General features: G+C 62.6%; 15 protein-coding genes and 1 riboswitch. Of the genes, 6 read left to right on the forward strand and 9 right to left on the reverse strand.

Annotated features, from left to right (window positions below; all coding sequences use genetic code 11):
• Positions 1 to 137 precede the first annotated feature (137 nt).
• Complete coding sequence (locus tag H8S62_RS06800; RefSeq protein ID WP_186918833.1) at positions 138 to 1,322, reverse strand: MFS transporter; 1,185 nt, start codon at positions 1,320 to 1,322, stop codon at positions 138 to 140.
• 113 nt (positions 1,323 to 1,435) lie between these two features.
• Between H8S62_RS06800 and H8S62_RS18330 the strand changes: the two genes are divergently transcribed.
• The gene (locus H8S62_RS18330) at positions 1,436 to 1,558 is read left to right on the forward strand and encodes a hypothetical protein (RefSeq protein WP_256286067.1); all 123 of its coding nucleotides are present in this window, start codon (positions 1,436 to 1,438) and stop codon (positions 1,556 to 1,558) included.
• A gap of 33 nt (positions 1,559 to 1,591) precedes the next feature.
• Here H8S62_RS18330 and H8S62_RS06805 read toward each other — a convergent pair whose 3' ends face one another.
• A complete protein-coding gene (locus H8S62_RS06805) occupies positions 1,592 to 2,209 on the reverse strand; it encodes a TatD family nuclease-associated radical SAM protein (protein ID WP_186918834.1) in 618 nt (205 codons plus the stop codon).
• Positions 2,210 to 2,350: 141 nt separating this feature from the next.
• The gene (locus tag H8S62_RS06810; RefSeq protein WP_186918835.1) at positions 2,351 to 3,118 is read right to left on the reverse strand and encodes a TatD family hydrolase; all 768 of its coding nucleotides are present in this window, start codon (positions 3,116 to 3,118) and stop codon (positions 2,351 to 2,353) included.
• A gap of 169 nt (positions 3,119 to 3,287) precedes the next feature.
• Here H8S62_RS06810 and H8S62_RS06815 point away from each other — a divergent pair, with 169 nt between their 5' ends.
• Positions 3,288 to 4,283, forward strand: coding sequence for a hypothetical protein (locus tag H8S62_RS06815; protein WP_155150388.1), 996 nt, complete (start codon positions 3,288 to 3,290; stop codon positions 4,281 to 4,283).
• Positions 4,284 to 4,317: 34 nt separating this feature from the next.
• Positions 4,318 to 4,390: riboswitch (Fluoride riboswitch) on the forward strand.
• Between the two features lie 48 nt (positions 4,391 to 4,438).
• Complete coding sequence (locus H8S62_RS06820; protein WP_186918836.1) at positions 4,439 to 5,638, forward strand: chloride channel protein; 1,200 nt, start codon at positions 4,439 to 4,441, stop codon at positions 5,636 to 5,638.
• Between the two features lie 602 nt (positions 5,639 to 6,240).
• Here the strand turns inward: H8S62_RS06820 and metG are convergent.
• The 3 genes from metG to H8S62_RS06835 all read right to left on the reverse strand — a co-directional run bounded on the left by metG (position 6,241) and on the right by H8S62_RS06835 (position 10,862).
• Positions 6,241 to 8,211, reverse strand: a complete 1,971-nt coding sequence (gene metG / locus H8S62_RS06825; RefSeq protein WP_186918837.1) for a methionine--tRNA ligase — start codon at positions 8,209 to 8,211, stop codon at positions 6,241 to 6,243.
• Complete coding sequence (locus H8S62_RS06830; protein WP_186918838.1) at positions 8,204 to 9,109, reverse strand: hypothetical protein; 906 nt, start codon at positions 9,107 to 9,109, stop codon at positions 8,204 to 8,206. Before H8S62_RS06830 ends, metG begins: the two co-directional genes overlap by 8 nt.
• A gap of 157 nt (positions 9,110 to 9,266) precedes the next feature.
• On the reverse strand, positions 9,267 to 10,862 hold the full coding sequence (locus H8S62_RS06835; protein ID WP_155150381.1) for an ABC-F family ATP-binding cassette domain-containing protein: 1,596 nt from the start codon (positions 10,860 to 10,862) through the stop codon (positions 9,267 to 9,269).
• Positions 10,863 to 11,079: 217 nt separating this feature from the next.
• On the opposite strand from H8S62_RS06835, the gene H8S62_RS06840 reads away from it, so the two are divergent.
• A complete protein-coding gene (locus H8S62_RS06840) occupies positions 11,080 to 11,445 on the forward strand; it encodes a DUF1622 domain-containing protein (RefSeq protein ID WP_155150379.1) in 366 nt (121 codons plus the stop codon).
• On the forward strand, positions 11,442 to 12,263 hold the full coding sequence (locus H8S62_RS06845; RefSeq protein WP_186918839.1) for a putative RNA methyltransferase: 822 nt from the start codon (positions 11,442 to 11,444) through the stop codon (positions 12,261 to 12,263). The genes H8S62_RS06840 and H8S62_RS06845 overlap by 4 nt, the downstream gene beginning before the upstream one ends.
• A 166-nt stretch (positions 12,264 to 12,429) precedes the next feature.
• Here the strand turns inward: H8S62_RS06845 and H8S62_RS06850 are convergent, their stop codons facing one another.
• The 3 genes from H8S62_RS06850 to H8S62_RS06860 are packed head-to-tail and all read right to left on the reverse strand — an operon-like array spanning position 12,430 to position 15,151.
• Positions 12,430 to 12,906, reverse strand: a complete 477-nt coding sequence (locus tag H8S62_RS06850; RefSeq protein ID WP_173023594.1) for a GtrA family protein — start codon at positions 12,904 to 12,906, stop codon at positions 12,430 to 12,432.
• Positions 12,906 to 14,453: a hypothetical protein gene (locus H8S62_RS06855; protein ID WP_186918840.1), complete on the reverse strand. Its 1,548-nt coding sequence runs from the start codon at positions 14,451 to 14,453 to the stop codon at positions 12,906 to 12,908. The genes H8S62_RS06850 and H8S62_RS06855 overlap by 1 nt, the downstream gene beginning before the upstream one ends.
• Positions 14,450 to 15,151 carry a glycosyltransferase gene (locus H8S62_RS06860; protein WP_186918841.1) on the reverse strand — a complete coding sequence of 234 codons (702 nt, stop codon included), beginning with the start codon at positions 15,149 to 15,151 and terminating at the stop codon, positions 14,450 to 14,452. Before H8S62_RS06860 ends, H8S62_RS06855 begins: the two co-directional genes overlap by 4 nt.
• Before the next feature lie 292 nt (positions 15,152 to 15,443).
• Between H8S62_RS06860 and H8S62_RS06865 the strand changes: the two genes are divergently transcribed.
• Positions 15,444 to 16,646, forward strand: coding sequence for a DEAD/DEAH box helicase (locus tag H8S62_RS06865; RefSeq protein ID WP_186918842.1), 1,203 nt, complete (start codon positions 15,444 to 15,446; stop codon positions 16,644 to 16,646).
• The last annotated feature ends 186 nt before the right edge of the window (positions 16,647 to 16,832 follow it).

A 16,832-nucleotide genomic window follows, 5' to 3' on the forward strand; every position in this document is an offset into this window, starting at 1 on the left:
AGAAGTGTCCTTTGACTGCGTCGTCTGCGGAGGGCGCAGTTCTGCGGGGCTTGCTCTGCGGAGGGTTTTTGTTCTTTGAGGCGACCGGTTCCTGCGTGGGCGGCCATGGTCCGCCTGAACGGTCCCGCTTCACATTGCTACCGGCCCATCCTGTGGTTTATTAGCAGGGCCAGGAGCAGCAGGACCGGGAAGGCCGCGGCGCAGAGGATACCCAGGCGGAGATTGCCCCCCAGCGCGCCGGACGCCAGTCCCACGAGAGCGGGTCCGGCCGAACACCCCAGGTCTCCCGCCAGCGCCAGAAAGGCAAACATGGCGGTGCCGCCGCCGCGGATGCGCGCCGCAGCCAGGCTGAATGTGGCGGGCCAGAGAATGCCCACCGAAAATCCGCACAGGGCGCACCCCAGCAGACCCAGGACGGGGCTTGCGGGCAGGGAGGCAAGCAGATAGCTCACCAGGCACAGCCCTGCACACAGCGGCAGGGCCCGCTCCGCGCTCAGCCGGACGGTGCATTTGGAAAAGAGGAGCCGGGCCATACCCATCAGCAGGGCAAACGCGGTGGGGCCCGCCAGATCGCCCACCGCCTTGACCACCCCCAGCCCCTGCTCCGCAAAGGCGGAGGCCCACTGGCTCACCGCCTGCTCGCAGGCCCCGGCGCAGAGCATCAGCACCAACATCAGCCAGAAGACCCTTCTGGCAGCCAGGGCTTTCAGGGAGAGGGCGGGGGTCATATCGTCCTCCGGGCTGGGGACGGGCACCCGGGCGAAGAGAAAGGCGTTGGCAAGGGGCACCAGCGCCCAGATAAGGCTCAGCCAGGGCCAGCGCTCCACGCCCAGCAACAGGAAAAAGCCAGTGGAGAGAAGCACCACCCCCGCCTGCCCCCAGCAGTAAAAGGAGTGGAGCAGGCTCATGGCCGCCTCCTTGTTGTCCGTGGGGCAGGCCTCCACAATGGGACTCACCAGCACCTCAATGAGCCCTCCACCCACGGCGTACAGCGTCACCGCGCAGAGGATGCCCACATAGGGGTCCGGGAGCATTGCGGGCAGCAGCGCCATAGCCGCCAGACCTGCGGCGGCAAAGAGGTGGGCGGCGATGACCCCAGCCCGGTAGCCGATTCTGCCCAGCAGTGCGGGCGAGATCAAATCCACCAGGAGCTGTATGCCGAAATTAAAGGTGACCAACAGGGCGATGCGGTCCAGAGAGACCCCAAAGGAGGTCTGAAAGGTGACGAAGAGGAGCGGTGCAAAATTGTTGACGATGGCCTGGACGATATAGCCCACAAAACAGGCGCAAATCGTCCCCCTGTAGTTTCTCGTTAAGCTCAAAAGCGTCCAACCTTTATCATTGTAATTAAAAGTCCGTATTATGGGACATGTGCTCCGCTATACTGTGCTTGTAAGGCAGGAAACAGGTTACACACAGAAAGGAGCGTTCGGTTATGGAGTACAGAATTTGCTGGGTCAGAGGTCACGTGGAGGTCTACGACGGAGCCGGGCGCTTCCGTTTCTCCGCAGACTCCGAGCAGGAGGCGCGGGAGGAGATCGAGGCCCTGGCCGCGTGACGCCGGAAGCGGCGGGCATTGCCCGCCGCTTTTTCAGTCCGGTATGTACTCCCGCACCCGCAGCCTGGCCCCCAGGCGCTCCGCCAGGGTCCGGCAGGCGTCAATTTCGTCAGGCGTCTTGTCCTTGTTCACAATGGTCATCATGACGGTGGGGACGGTTTTCGCCGCCCTGCGGGTAAAGTCCAGCATGGCGTCCCAGGCGGCCGCGCCGTCCCTGGGCCGGGTGACGGCCACGTACTCCCCGGGTGTGGAGCCGTTGAGGGAGATGGACAGCACGTCGATGCGGCCGGCCAAATCCCCGGTCACATCCCGGCCCAGAATCAGGTTGGCGTGGCCGTTGGTGTTGATGCGCACCGGTGGCAGGGCGCTTACGCGCTCCTTCAGCTCGTCCACCAGCCACAGGATGTCGTCCGTGCGGTACATGGGCTCGCCGAAACCGCAGAAGACGATCTCCCGGTAGGATGCCAGGTCCCGCCGCAGGAAATCGGCCAGCGCCTCCTCCCTACCGGGCTCGTGTTCGAGCCAGAGGTCGTCTGCGTAGATACTGCCCTTGTGCCCGTTGCAGCGCAGGCAGAAGACGCAGGCGCAGTCGCAGCGGTTGGTGAGGTTCACATAGAGCGCGCCCTCATATTCATAGGTGATGGTCTCCATCAAAAACGCCTCCGATTCAGATGAGATTAAGCGTTCGTACCCCGGTAATTCTGCCGGGCGTCGCAACTCCGGGGGGCTATTTTCCCCTGACGGCGTGGGCGGGCCCAGTTCGGGCGCCGCCCATTCCATCGCCTGCGCCCCTTATGTGATCCCGAAAAACCGCTTTCCGTTCTCCGTGGTAATCCGGGCTACCTCGTCGGTGCTCAGCCCCTTGATCTGCGCAATGGCGTCCGCCATACGGAAAACGTACCGGGAGTCGTTGCGCTTGCCCCGGTAGGGCTCGGGGGCCATATAGGGCGCGTCGGTCTCGATCATGACCCGGTCCAGAGGGAGCCACTCCAGCACCTCCAGGGCGCGCCTGGCATTTTTAAAGGTGATGACCCCCGTGAAGGAGAGCATCCACCCCAGGATGACCAGGGTTCTGGCGTCCTCCACGCCGCCGGAGTAGCAGTGGAATACGCCCCGGGCGCCGTGGTGGGCCTTTACAATGTCCAGCGTGTCCCTGTGTGCCTCCCGGTCATGGACGATGGCGGGCATATCCAGCTTCTCGGCCAGGTCGAGCTGGGCGGCAAAGAACTCCCGTTGCCTGGCCCTGCCCGCCTCCTCTTTCTCCCAGTAGTAGTCCAGGCCGATCTCCCCGATGGCTTTCACCTTGGGATGGGCGGCCATGGCCTCAATTTGGGCCAGTTCCGCTAGGGACGCCCCGTCCAGGTTCTCAGGGTGGAAGCCCACCGCCGCGTAGAGATGGGGGTAGCGCTCCGCCAGGGCGACGCTCTGCCGGGAGGTCTCCAGATCGCAGCCGGGGCAGAGGACCAGCTCCACGCCAGCCTCCGGCAGGGAGGAGAGAACCGCGTCCCGGTCGGCGTCAAAGGCGTCGTCATAGTAGTGGGCATGGGTGTCAAAGTACATAAAGTCACCTCTAAAAGAACCGCGTCGGGAAGGACGCCGTTTTGCTGTATAAAGCGGTTATCCCAACACGTGTAAAAGCTGTCGGTTTATGCAATATTTATCTGTGCGGATAAAGTGGTTTATGATACAATACATCAGGAATCCTATTTTTGCAAGAGGTGAGAAACATATGAATCTGGAGGAGTTTACCCGATTTGCTCAGAGCCAGGGCTTCAAATGTCTGCCCAACGGCGTATTCGGCACGTATCGGGGCTATCCCCTCGCTGCCTCGTTCAAAGACCGGGCGGGCGGCATCGCGGTGGTCAGTCTGTCCGTCGCCGGCAAGGCGCGGGGCAAGCTGGTGCGCGAGGTGAAAAAGGCCCTGCCCAGGGGCTGCACCTTTGTGCTGGCCGCGGCCGGGCGGTACACCCTGACCTGCGCGGCCGGGGGCGAGGGGCTGGACCGCAATTTTATTTCCGCCATGAATACGGTGGTTTCCGCCTTTCGGGAGGCGAATCTGGTCCCGGAGGAGAAGTGCCCCGTCTGCCGCCAGGAGTGCTGCAACGCCACCGCCCTGATGAACGGCGCCTATGTGAAGGTCCACAAGGACTGTGTGGAACAGATGAGCGCCGGAACCATGGCCAGGGCGGAGCAGGCCATGCAGGGCAATTACGTCACCGGCTTCATCGGCGCCCTGCTGGGCGGCCTTGTGGGCGCACTGCCCGCAGTGTTCTGCCTGGTCATCCTGAACTATTATGTGGCGCTGCTCTACGCTCTTATTCCGCTGGGCGCCAACTACGGCTACCGCCTTTTTAAGGGGAAGCTCAATAAGGGTGCATTTGTCTGCACCCTGTTCTCGTCCATTGTGAATCTCTTTACCGAGGCGTTTCTCATGGGCTATGTCCAGCTCTCCGCAATGCTGCTGGAGGCGGGCCGGGAGCTGCCCACCTTTGGGTATGCCGTGCGCTTTATGACGGAGAACTCTGATTACATGACGGAGCATCTGATAATGGCGGTGATCTTCCTCGCGCTGGGTATCTGGATTGTTTGGGGGCAAATCCGCCGCACCGCCGTCCACGACGTCCGGGACGCGGGTGCGGTCCTGTCCAGTATGGTGGTGAACGGCGAGGCGCCGGTGAACGCGGCCCCCTCCGGTGACGGGCCTGGGGGCCCTGATCTCGCTTGACAGCCGTCCGGCACGATGGTACAATATTCCACAGCCAAACAAGGGGAATGAAGTGCTCCCCCGGCCACGGCCGAAACCGCGTCTATGCTGATGACTTCTGCATGTTTATGCAGGGGTCGTCAGCTTTTTTCGGGACTATTTGAGGGGGAATGAAGATGGAACAGGTAAAGGGGCTCTGGCGCAGTCTGCTGCAGCCCGGACTTTTGGGCGTGGCCATCGGGTGCGCCGTGGGCGGAGTGGACGCGGTGTTCGGCAGGGTGCTGCTCCGGCTCTCCGCCGTCCGGGACGCCCATGTGCTGCCGCTGGTGCTCCTTCTCCCGCTGGGCGGCGTGCTCATCGCCTGGGCCTACCGCACAGTGGGCAGGGGCACGGAGCGGGGCATGGGCCTGGTGTTTGAGGCCGGGCGGGGAGAAGCGGCGGAGATCCCCCTGCGCCTCATCCCGCTCATCATGGGCGGCACCTGGCTCACCCACCTTCTGGGCGGCAGCGCGGGCCGGGAGGGCGTGGCGGTCCAGATCGGGGCGGCTGTCGGCCACGGCGTGGGCCGGCGGACTGGCGGGAACGGCAAGGTCTTTCTAATCGCGGGTATGGCCGCCGGGTTCTCCGGCCTCTTCCGCACCCCCATCGCCGCCGTTTTTTTCGCCCTGGAGGTCATGACCGCCGGGGCGCTGGAGTACGCGGCCCTCTTCCCGGCCATGACGGCCTCTTTCGCCGCCTGCGCCGTGTCGGGGGCGCTGGGGCTGGAGAAATTTCAGGCGGCGGTCTCCGCCCCTGCAGGGCTGAATGCGGGCGGGGCGGCCGTCCTTCTGGCGTCGGGGATCCTCTTCGGCGTCACGGGTGGGCTCTTTGCACGGGCGCTGGCGGCGGCAAAGGGCTGGGCTGCAAAGGCGCTGCCCAATTCCCTGGCGCGGATCGCGGCGCTGGGCGGGGCCGCAGCCCTGCTGCTGATGCTGTGCGGCCGCGGACGCTACGCGGGCCTGGGCACCAATCTCATCGCCCAGGCCACGGGCGGCGGGACCATCTTCTGGTTTGACTTTCTGCTGAAATTCCTATTGACCGTCCTCACACTGGCGGCGGGCTTTCAGGGCGGCGAGGTCACGCCGCTCTTTGCCGTCGGCGCCAGCCTGGGCGCGGCCCTGGGGCCGCTGGTGGGAGTGGACCCGGCCTTTCTGGCCGCGCTGGGGTATGCCGCCGTCTTTGGCGGGGCCACAAACACCCTCCTGGCGCCCATGCTCATCGGCGGCGAGGTGTTCGGATTTGAGAACCTGCCCTGGTTCTTTCTCGTGTGCGCCCTCGCCTATCTCTGTAACGGCAGCCGCTCCATCTACACCGCTCAGCGGAAGCTGGCGCAGTAAGAGAGGCCCTGGGCGCGCTCTGCGCGCCCAGGGCCTCTCCGTAATTGCCGCATTTTCAGGAAGCTTTCGTTGGCGCGGCGTGGATGACAGATACTGCACCAATACGGCCGGCAATTCTTACTCTGCCTCCCAGACCTGCATGTAGTTGTACCCCTCGTCCTTCAGGGCCACGTCCCGCAGGACAATCTTCTCCGGGATGATCTCCACCACGGCGCACACGCCCTTCAGCTGTGCTCCTCTGGTTTATGCCGCATTCCTGGGTTCCGGGTCACACTCCGGCCTTAGCGCCCCTGCGTGTCTATCCTCGCGCTTCTTTGTCACGCTCGGATTGGACACGCGGCCGGGGCGCTATGTCCTCCGATTCGCCCCGGAACCGGAAAGCCTTCCGTGAGACGGCCTTCCTGGGTTCCGGGTCACACTCCGGCCTTAGCGCCCCTGCGTGTCTATCCTCGCGCTTCTTTGTCACGCTCGCGTTGGGCGCATGGACGGAGAGATAAGCCGCCATTACGCCAAAAATGCCGCCGGGCCTCGCGGGATACGGCCCGACCTGTTTTTTGTCTTCATGCCGTCTTATCTCCCCTATGCGCCTACGCTCGCGCTTCTCAACACATTTTTGCGCCGGCGGGGATGGCGTCGTCCACCATCAGCAGGTGGAGGACCTCCTCGCCCTTCTCGGTGTGGACGGCGGAGATGAGCATGCCGCAGCTCTCCTGGCCCATCATCTTCCGGGGGGGCAGGTTGACGATGGCCACCAGGGTCTTGCCCACCAGGTCCTCGGCCTTGTACCATTTGGCAATGCCGGAGAGGATCTGCCGGTCAGTGCCGGAGCCGTCGTCCAGGGTAAACTTGAGGAGCTTTTCGCTCTTTTTCACATTCTCGCAGGCCTTGACCTTCACGGCACGGAAGTCGCTCTTGCAGAAGGTGTCGAAGTCCACCTTCTCCTCGAGAAAGGGCTCGAGCTCCAAGCCCGGCAGGGCGGCCTTTCTGGCCTCCTCTGCGGCCTGCTCCAGGGCGGCGAGCTCCTTTTCCATGTCGATGCGGGGGAAGAGATTTTCCCCCTTGGCCACCACGGCGGCGGCGCTCAGGCTGCCCCAAACCCCGGCGCTCTCCCAGGAGCGGCAGCATTCGCACGCACCGATCTGGCCGAAGAGCTTGTCCATGGAGTCGGGCATAAAGGGCTGGAGCAGCACCGCGCAGATGCGCAGGGTCTCCAGCAGGTTATACATCACGGTGGCAAGGCGCGCTCCGTTGGCGTCCATATCCTTGGCGAGGGTCCAGGGGGCGTTCTCGTCGATATACTTGTTGGCCCGGGCGATCACGGCGAAGATCTCACTGAGGGCGGACTGGAAGGCGTACTTCTCCATGTGCGCCTCATACTTCTCCCGCAGGGCGGAGGCCATGGCGATGAGCTCGTCGTCCAGCTCGTCGGCCCGGCGCTCCTCGGGGAGCACGCCGCCAAAGTACTTGCCCACCATGGCGGTGGTGCGGGAGAGGAGGTTTCCAAGGTCGTTTGCCAGGTCCACGTTGATGGTGTTGATGAGGGCCTCGTTGCTGAAGTTGCCGTCGCTGCCGAAGGGGAAGGTCCGCAGCAGAAAGAACCGCAGGGCGTCCACGCCGAAGCGCTCGGCCAGCAGGTAGGGGTCCACCACATTGCCCTTGGATTTGCTCATCTTGCCGCCGTCCAGCAGGAGCCAGCCGTGGCCGTACACCTTTTTCGGGAGGGGCAGGCCCAGCGCCATCAGGATGGCGGGCCAGATGATGGAGTGGAACCGGACGATCTCCTTGCCCACAAAGTGGACGTCGGCGGGCCAGAATTTGTCAAAATCGGCGTATTTTCCGTTCTGGTAGCCCAGGGCGTTGATATAGTTGGAGAGGGCGTCAATCCACACGTAGACCACGTGGCCGGGGTCGAAGTCTACGCTCACGCCCCAGGTGAAGCTGGTCCGGGAGACGCAGAGGTCCTCCAGGCCGGGCTTGATGAAGTTGTTGACCATCTCGTGCACTCGGCTGCGGGGCTCCAGGAAGTCGGTGTTCTCCAGCAGGTCCTGGATGCGGTCGGCATACTTGGAGAGACGGAAGAAGTAGGCCTCCTCCTCCGCGTCCACCACGTCCCGGCCGCAGTCGGGGCACTTGCCGTCCTTGAGCTGGGTCTCGGTCCAGAAGGACTCGCAGGGCTTGCAGTATTTGCCCACGTATTTGCCCTTGTAGATGTCCCCCTGCTCGTAGAGCTGCTTGAAAATTTTCTGCACGGACTCCACGTGGTAGTCGTCGGTGGTGCGGATGAAGCGGTCGTTGGAGATGTTCATCAGCTTCCACAGGTCCAGCACGCCCCTGGGACCCTCCACGATGGCGTCCACAAACTCCTTGGGGGTCTTGCCCGCCTCGGTGGCCTTGTCCTCGATCTTCTGGCCGTGCTCGTCGGTGCCGGTGAGGAACATCACGTCGTACCCGCACAGCCGCTTGTACCGCGCCATGGCGTCGGTGGCCACGGTGCAGTAGGTGTGGCCGATGTGCAGCTTGTCCGAGGGATAGTAGATGGGGGTGGTGATATAAAAGGTCTTTTTCTCATTCATCGGGGGTTACCTCCGTTTCAGTCGTCTCAATTTCCGCCTCTTCCGTGGACGGGGGCATTCGCGGACCCTTCGGCTCCGGCTGGCGGTCGTTATGGAGGAGGACCGCCATGGAGACCGTCAGGGACAGGGCGGTAAAGCCGTACAGCGCAGTGAGGTAGAGCTCATGCCCGTCGGCCAGGGTGACGAGGGAGAAGTATACGCCCAGCGCGGAGAAGAGGCAGGCGCGGGTCGTCTTGGCCTTCTCAAAGGAAAAGCCGGCGATAAAGTAGAATGCCAGCAGTGACGCGATGATGGCCAGCAGCTCGTAGATATAGTCCAGCGTCACCGGGTCGCCGGCACGGACCTGATAGGCCGCGATGAGCCAGATGCAGCAGGCGTAGGCGGGGACCAGCAGGGACCCGCTGTACCTGCCCTTCCCCTCCCCCCGGTAATTGCCCCGGGCGGTGATGAGCGTGCACAGAAAGGCCGCGGCGCTCATTATCCCCAGCAGGACCCGGGGCAGCACGGAGAAAACGGGGTTGGCGTGGGTGTAGGAGACCATCTCCAGCGCCGTCTGGTACGCGGCGGGCAGCCCCATGAAGTTCAGCACCGCCGAACACAGCAGTAGAAACCCGGAGAGGACCGCCGCCGTAATATAGAGGGTGTTGCCCTTGGCGGCGAAGGCCGCGCCGTACCCGCCGGAAAAGGCCCGGTGCTTCCCCCGGCTCAACAGCAGGAAGGCCAGCAGCAAAACCGCCGAAAGGCAGATGAGCGCGTAGGTGGCGGGAGAGCCGGGAATGTGGAGACGAAAGCCCGCCTCCGGCGGCTCAAAGGCGGTGGCAAGCTCCCAGCGGCGCAGGGCCAGGCCGGCCGCTCCGCCCGCCACGGCGATCCCGGGCAGTAGTATCTCTTTTCGCATTGCGACAAGTCCTCTCTGATGGATTGGGACAATTATGAATCAGTATACCACAGATGCAGGGGAAAAGAAACGCCTCCGCCGTCCTCTGAGCCCGTTCAAGCGGGAGTGGCCGCTGCGAAGCGGACAGGCGCTATCTGGGCGGCGGCGTCCGGCGGGCTTACGCCTGGGCCTGGGACTCCAGGTACTCGTCGTAGCTCATGAGCCGGTCGATGAGCCTGCCGTCGTCGGTAAAGTCGAAGATGCGGTTACATACGGTCTGGACCAGCTGATGGTCGTGGCTGGACACCAGCACATTGCACTTCACGGCCTCCAGGCCGTTGTTCACCGCCGCGATGGACTCCAGGTCCAGGTGGTTGGTGGGCTGGTCCAGCAGGAGCACATTGGCCCCGGAGAGCATCATGCGGGAGAGCATGCAGCGCACCTTCTCGCCGCCGGAGAGGACCTTCACCTGCTTGTACACATCGTCCCCGGAGAAGAGCATCCGGCCCAGGAAGCCCCGGAGATAGGCCTCGTGCTTATCTTCGGAGAATTCCCGCAGCCACTCCACCAGGTTGTCGCCGTTGTCCTTGAAGAACTCGGTGTTGTCCTTGGGGAAGTAGGAGAAGGTGGCGGTCTGGCCCCACTTCACGGTGCCCTCGTCGGGCTCCATCTCGCCGGTAATGATCTTGAAGAGGGCGGTGTGGGCGTTCTCGTTGTCGCCCACAAAGGCGATCTTGTCCCCGTGGTTCACGGTGAAGCTCACCTTGTCCAGCACCTTCACGCCGTCGATGGTCTTGGAGACCTCGGTGACGAACAGAATGTCCTTGCCCACCTCGCGGTCGGGGCTGAAGGCCACCCAGGGGTACCGCCGTGAGGAGGCGGGAATCTCGTCCATGGAGATCTTCTCCAGCAGCTTCCGGCGGGAGGTGGCCTGCTTGCTCTTGGACTTGTTGGCGGAGAAGCGGGAGATAAACTCCTTCAGCTCCTGGGCCTTCTCCTCGTTTTTCTTGCTCTGGTTCTTCATCAGGTTCTGCATGAGCTGGCTGGCGTCGTACCAGAAGTCGTAGTTGCCCACGTACATCTTGATTTTGTTGTAGTCGATATCCACGATGTGGGTACAGATGGTGTTGAGGAAATGCCGGTCGTGGGACACCACGATGACGGTGCCCTCAAAATCCAGCAGGAAGTCCTCCAGCCAGTTGATGGCGTTGATGTCCAGGTTGTTGGTGGGCTCGTCCATCATCAGGATGTCGGGGTTGCCGAAGAGGGCCTGGGCCAGCAGGACCTTCACCTTCAGACGGCCGTCCACGTTTTCCATCAGGTCCTGGTGCATGGAAACCGGAATGCCCAGCCCCTGGAGGATGCGGCTGGCGTCGCTCTCCGCCTCCCAGCCGTTCATCTCGGCAAATTCCTCCTCCAGTTCGCAGGCGCGGATGCCGTCCGCCTCGGTCATCTCCTCCTTGGCGTAGAGGGCGTCCTTCTCCTTGCCGATGTCGTAGAGCCGCTGGTTGCCCATGATGACGGTGTCCATCACGGTGAATTCGTTATAGGCGTTCTGGTCCTGCTTGAGGACGGACATCCGGGTCTTGGGGAGGATGTTCACCTCGCCGCTGGTGGCCTCCAGCTCGCCGGAGAGAATCTTCAGAAAGGTGGACTTGCCCGCGCCGTTGGCGCCGATGATGCCGTAGCAATTGCCCTTGACGAACTGCAAATCCACATGGGAAAAGAGGGGCTGGCCGCTGTACTGCAAGCCCAGGTCGGAAACTGTGATCATGTCGTACTCCTTAAAACATAGTAAAAATCTTCATACAGCGGTTATTCTACCACAAATATAGGAAAAAGCATAGAGAAAATTGGGCCTGCCACAGGAAAAATCAGGCCGTGACCGAAATTTTCTTGTGTATTTTGCCCCAGTCCAGTATAATTGCGGGTGGTAAGCATACCGAACCTTCGTACCCGCGCTCTGAACTTGGAAAAAGCGAGGCGTCTATATGGAAGTGTTACATCAGGCACTGGAATTTGTGGTGGAGATCGGCATTCAGCTCTTTGAGTGGGTGGGCGTGGCCGTGCTGATCGTGGCCGGCGTCATGGGCATCATCAATTATGTCCGCCGGGACCCGGAGACCCGCCTCAAGCTGGCCCAGGGCCTGGCGATGGCGCTGGAATTTAAGCTGGGCGGCGAAATTCTGCGCACCGTCCTGGTCCGGGACTTGAAGGAGATCGCCCTGGTGGGCGCCATCATTCTCCTCCGGGCCGCCCTCACCTTCCTGATCCACTGGGAGATTAAAAATGAGGAGCGGAGCATGGGCGGCAGCGGCCACGCCGCGGCCCCGGACGAGGAGAAGGTGCGCAGATGAGCCTGCTCCGCTGTCCGCTCTGCGCCGCCCCTCTGGAGCGCCTTGAGCGGACCTATGCCTGTCCCGGGGGCCACAGCTTTGATATCTCCCGGGAGGGCTATGTCCACCTGCTGCCTCCCAACCAGATGCACTCCAGGCTCCCCGGGGACGACAAGGCCATGGCCGCCGCACGCAGCCGCTTCCTGTCCGGCGGCTATTACGCCCACCTCCTGGAGGCGCTGTGCGCCCTGGTGCTGGAGCACACCGGCACGGCCCCCGCTGTGCTGGACTCGGGCTGCGGCGAGGGCTACTACACCGCGGGCGTCTACGCCGCCCTGGCCGCCGCCGGGCGGACGCCCCGGATGGCGGGGGTGGATATCTCCAAGTGCTGCCTGCGCTGGGCCGCCAGACGGGAGAAGGGCGTGGAGTTTGCCGTGGCCTCGGCCTACCGCCTCCCCGTGGCGGACGGTGTGGCGGACCTGCTGGTCAACTGCTTCTCCCCCCTGGCCCTGGATGAGTTCCGCCGGGTCCTCAGGCCCGGCGGGGTGTTCCTGTATGTGGTACCCGCCCCCGACCACCTGTGGGAGCTCAAGCAGGTGCTCTATGAGCGGCCCTATGAAAACCCTGACGAGGCCGTCCCCTACGGGGGCTTCGACTATCTGGACGTAGCCCGCTCAGGGCGGACGGTGACTGTCTCACAGCCCCATCTGACCGACCTCTTCCAGATGACCCCCTACTTCTGGAAGACCCCCAAATCCGGCGCCGCCCGCCTCGCCGCGCTGGACCGCCTGGAGCTGCGGGCCAGCTTCCGCATCCACGTTTTCCGCAAGCAGTGGTAAACCGCAAGTAAGACGTTTGGCGCCCGGGGAGGGGCGCCGTCAGCCAAGCTGACCGGGAGATCTCCCGCGGAGGTCCCCCATCGCTCCCGACGAAGCCCGGTTGAATTCTTCCCAATCCACAAAAATGCCCCCCGGCGTCCACAACGCCGGGGGGCATTTTATATACTCACCTGAACACCCATAGCTTATTCATCAGGTAATTGTACACCATGGTCACGCAGGTATTGGGAATCTTGGCGGCCAGAGGGATGAGATCGTCCGGGATGATACCCGCGAAGGCGGGCAGGCTCAGAACGGACATGAAGATGGAGAGCCCAATGGAGGAGATGATGAGAAAGCCGCAGCTGGTGACAATATACCGCCCCACCTCCCGGCGGGTGAGCTTGTCCTTCTTCTCAAAGGTCCAGAACTTGTTCCAGAAAAAGCTGTGGATGTTGGCCACGATATAGGAGATGGTGTTGGAGATATAGGGCCCCAGCACCAGGGCCACACCAAAGAGAACCACCGACGGCCCGTTGCCGATCAGCTTGTTGGCCACAAAGAACACGGCGAAGTCCACCAGGGTGTTGAGCACGCCGATGAGGCCGAACTTGATAAATTTGCGCAGGTCAAAGACCTTCAGCAGGTGTTTTAGCTTTTCCATCATTCACTGTCCTTCATTTCGGGGGTGTAGCGGCGGGCGGTTCCGGTCTCGTGGTCATAAATCAGCAGGATATCAAAGCCAGACAAGTCCTCCTGGCCGGTGGGCAGGGGCGTGCAGTAGGGGAAATTGGGGTTGTCGCTCTTGTACATCAGCAGGCCCGTGAGGCCCCAGACGCTCTCGGTGGCGCCGTGGATATGCTCGTGATATTTGAAGTTCTGCTCCGGGAGGTAATCACTCTGGAGGCCGATGATCCCCACCTTCGCTGCGGCTGAGATGCCGTCTCCGTCCCCGAGGGCGTCGGTGATGGCGGCTGCTGCCCGCTGGTCGGCAAGATAGGTCTCCCGGTAGTCGTGCAGCTCGCTGACGGCGCAGACGGACGCGCCGAAGGCGAACACCGCGCACAAAATGCCCGCAATCAGGTTTCTTGCGCGCACGCCTCGGAATATCATATTGAAAAGCGCGTCCGCTGCCAGCGCGATCCCACAGAAGGAGAATACTGTGTTTCTCAGGGCGATGGACGGGTTGGAGAGGACAAAAAACAGGGTAATGGGGGCCAGAGCCATCAAAAAGCCCACAATCAGCGCTGCGGCAGGCCGTTTTCCCTCCACGGTAAAGCGCCTGGCGCAGAAAAAGAGCAAAATGCAGAAAAATACCAGCAGGAGCAGCCATAGCGGGTTCAGCTCCGCGAAAATACACTCCAACCCCCGCCGGAAACCGCGAAACAGGGTCTTGTAACCGCCCAGAAGAAAGGAAGTGCCGGTCTGCCTGGCGGCGGAGGAGAAGACCTCCCCCCAGCCCTCCTGCCAGGGCAGGGTCAGCTTCAGGCGGCTGCCCAGCTGGCCCGTGCCGGTGGAGAAGGCGCTGGTGAAGAGGAAGTAGATAATCACGTTGACGAAGGTCAGCAGGGAGAATAGCGCCCGTCTGCGCTGGCGGAAGAACTCCAGAATACCCACCAGCAGCACTCCTGTGATGGAGAGCACCAGTCCCTGCTCGTAAAAGCAGAAGGAGACGAGCTGGGTGACGAAATAGAGGACCAGAAAGCGCCGCTTCCCGCCGGTGCACCACCGCTGGAAGAGCCGCATGGCCAGGGCGATGAAAAAGAGGCTGGGCACCACCCGGTTGGAGGCGCTGATCCAGTAGGTCCCCTCCATGCCCAGGGGGAGAAGGGCATAAACCGCCAGGAAGACATACCCCGTGCCGAAGTACTCGCCCCAGACCCGCCGAAAGAGGCAGGCGGAGGCGGCGTACAGCGCGGAGATGAGGGCCACGGCGGCAATCATGCAGGGCCAGAAGTGGGACCAGAAGGCATAGTCCATCACAGACGCCAGGGGCCGCGAGGCCAGCAGGCCCATGTCCAGCACGATGCGGGTAAAGCTGTAGAAGACGGGCTGGTTGTACATCTGGATATAGTCGTCCAGCTGGGGGAAATACTCCAGCCCGTAATAGCAGAAGCGGAGGAAGACCAGGGCGAAAATCAGCAGGAAGAGGAGCACGGGGCGCTCCCGTTCCCAAAGCTTTCCGCCCCGCCGGGTCAGGGTGTTTTTCATGTCCGGTCCACCTGCCGCCGGATGCGCAGCATGTCACGGAACATCCGCAGGCTGTCCCGCAGGACGTTGACCTTGGAGTCCCGGTGGTTGACGATGGTTACCGCCTCCTGCTCCACCCGCAGGCCCATACGCTTGGCCCGGAGGAGGACCTCGAAGTCAAAGGCGAAGCCGTCGGTGGTGCATTTGGAAAATATCGCCCGGGCGGCGTCACGGGTGAAGCCCTTGATGCCGCACTGAGTGTCGTAATTCATGCCCGCCACCATGCGGGTCAGCAGGCTGAAGCACTTGGAGGCCATGAGCCGCAGGGGCGGATAATCCCGGTAGCCGTCGCCGTTCAGCTTCCGGGAGCCCACCACCAGATCGGCCCCGGTCTCCTCGAATTTGGAGAGCATGTCCGGGATATTCTCCAGGCCGTAGGCCAGGTCCGCGTCGGTGTGGAACACATACTCGCCCCTGGCCGCCAGCATACCCGTACGCACCGCGCAGCCCTTGCCCCGGTTGGGGCGGTAGCCCAGCGCCCGGACATGCTCGCTTTCAAAGGGCCGCACCAGGTCGGCCATGCCGTCGGTGCTGCCGTCGTCCACCACGATTAGCTCGTACTCCGGATCGATGTCCGCCAGCCGGGCGGTGACGGTGCGCAGAGTCGCCTCAATAATGGCGCTCTCATTATAGGCGGGGATGACCAGTGACAGTTTCACGCCCGCGCCTCCTTCCGTGCGTCCCTGAGGCCGCAAAAATACACGTAATTTGACAATTTACCATTTTATCCGCTGGCCCCCGGAATGTCAAGGAGCCGATGTCCTAATATACATTGCATAATTCTACCCGATATGTTACACTATTTTCCGTATGCGGGGGAAAAATCTGAGTTCTCCCCTTGATTTGGGGTCGCGCCGGCCGGACGGGCACGGCGTTTGGGGTGCAAAGAGTTCTTTTCGCCTGTGGGGACCTTGAATCAGTGCCAAACGTGCGAAGAGAAAGGAACATACAATGGAAATCAACGGCGAGCAGGTAAACGAGGTCGTTACCTATGCGGAAATGAACCTGTCCCCGGAAATTATGCGGGCCATCGACAAGAAGGGCTACATCCAGGCCACCCCGGTCCAGGCCGGGGCCATCCCCTGCTTCATGGAGTGGAAGGACGTGATTGCCAAGGCGCCCACAGGCACGGGCAAGACCTTCGCTTTCGGCATCCCCATGGTGGAGCATGTGAACCCGGAGAGCGACGACGTGCAGGCCCTGGTGCTGGCGCCCACCCGGGAGCTGGCCATCCAGATTCAGGAGGAGCTGCGGGACCTGTGCGAATTCAAGGAGGGGGTCCGCTCGGTGTGCCTCTACGGCGGCGCGCCCATCGACAAGCAGATTACCACCCTCAAGAAGCACCCTCAGATCGTGGTGGCCACCCCCGGCCGCCTGATGGACCACATGAAGCGCCGCACCGTCAAGCTCAGCGAGGTGCAGACCGTGGTGCTGGACGAGGCCGACCGGATGCTGGATATGGGCTTCATCGCCGACGTGACCCGCATCCTCGACCAGATCAAGCACCGCAGGAACCTGGGCATGTTCTCCGCCACCATCTCCCGGGAGGTGATGGACATCTCCTGGGTGTACCAGCGCGACCCGGTGGAGATCACCGTCCAGGCCGACGAGGAGAACCGGCCCGACATCCAGCAGTACCGCATAGACCTGAACGACCGGGGCCAGAAGCTGGACACCATGGTGGCCCTTCTCACCCATGGGGAGTACGAGCGGGCCATCGCCTTCTGCAATACCAAAAACATGACCGACCGGCTCACGGGCCTTCTGCAGATGAAGGGGATCTCCGCCGAGGCCATCCACGGGGACATCCAGCAGCGCATCCGGGAGAAGACCCTGGGCAAGTTTAAGGACGGACAGCTGCGGGTGCTGGTGGCCACCGACGTGGCCGCCCGGGGCCTGGACATCGACGACGTGGACGCGGTGTTCAATTACGACGTGCCAGACGAAATTGAGTACTATATCCACCGCATCGGCCGGACCGGACGCGCCAAGCGCCACGGGGTGGCCTACTCCCTGGTGGCCAATGTCACCGAGGCCATCCGGATGGACGAGATCGCCAAGAATACCAAGTCGGACATCACCATCCTGAAGTATGATAAGCACGGCGCGCTCCTGCCCGCGGACGGCAGCGAGGTGCCCGATCCCAGAAAGTAAGTGGCCCGGCGCCGGAGGAGGCCTCCTCCGGCGCCGGTTTTTGCTTGGGGGCCGGGCCTGGGATGCGGGCGGCTGCACCCCGAAATGCGCCTGCGGGCGCCGCCGCCCCTTTGGCCGCCGAGACGCGTGTTTCCCCACCGCACTATTTTTAAAAATATTCATAGATTCTTAGGATTTCTTTCCAAG

The organism is Lawsonibacter faecis (genome assembly GCF_014287675.1).
GTDB lineage: Bacteria > Bacillota > Clostridia > Oscillospirales > Oscillospiraceae > Pseudoflavonifractor > Pseudoflavonifractor faecis.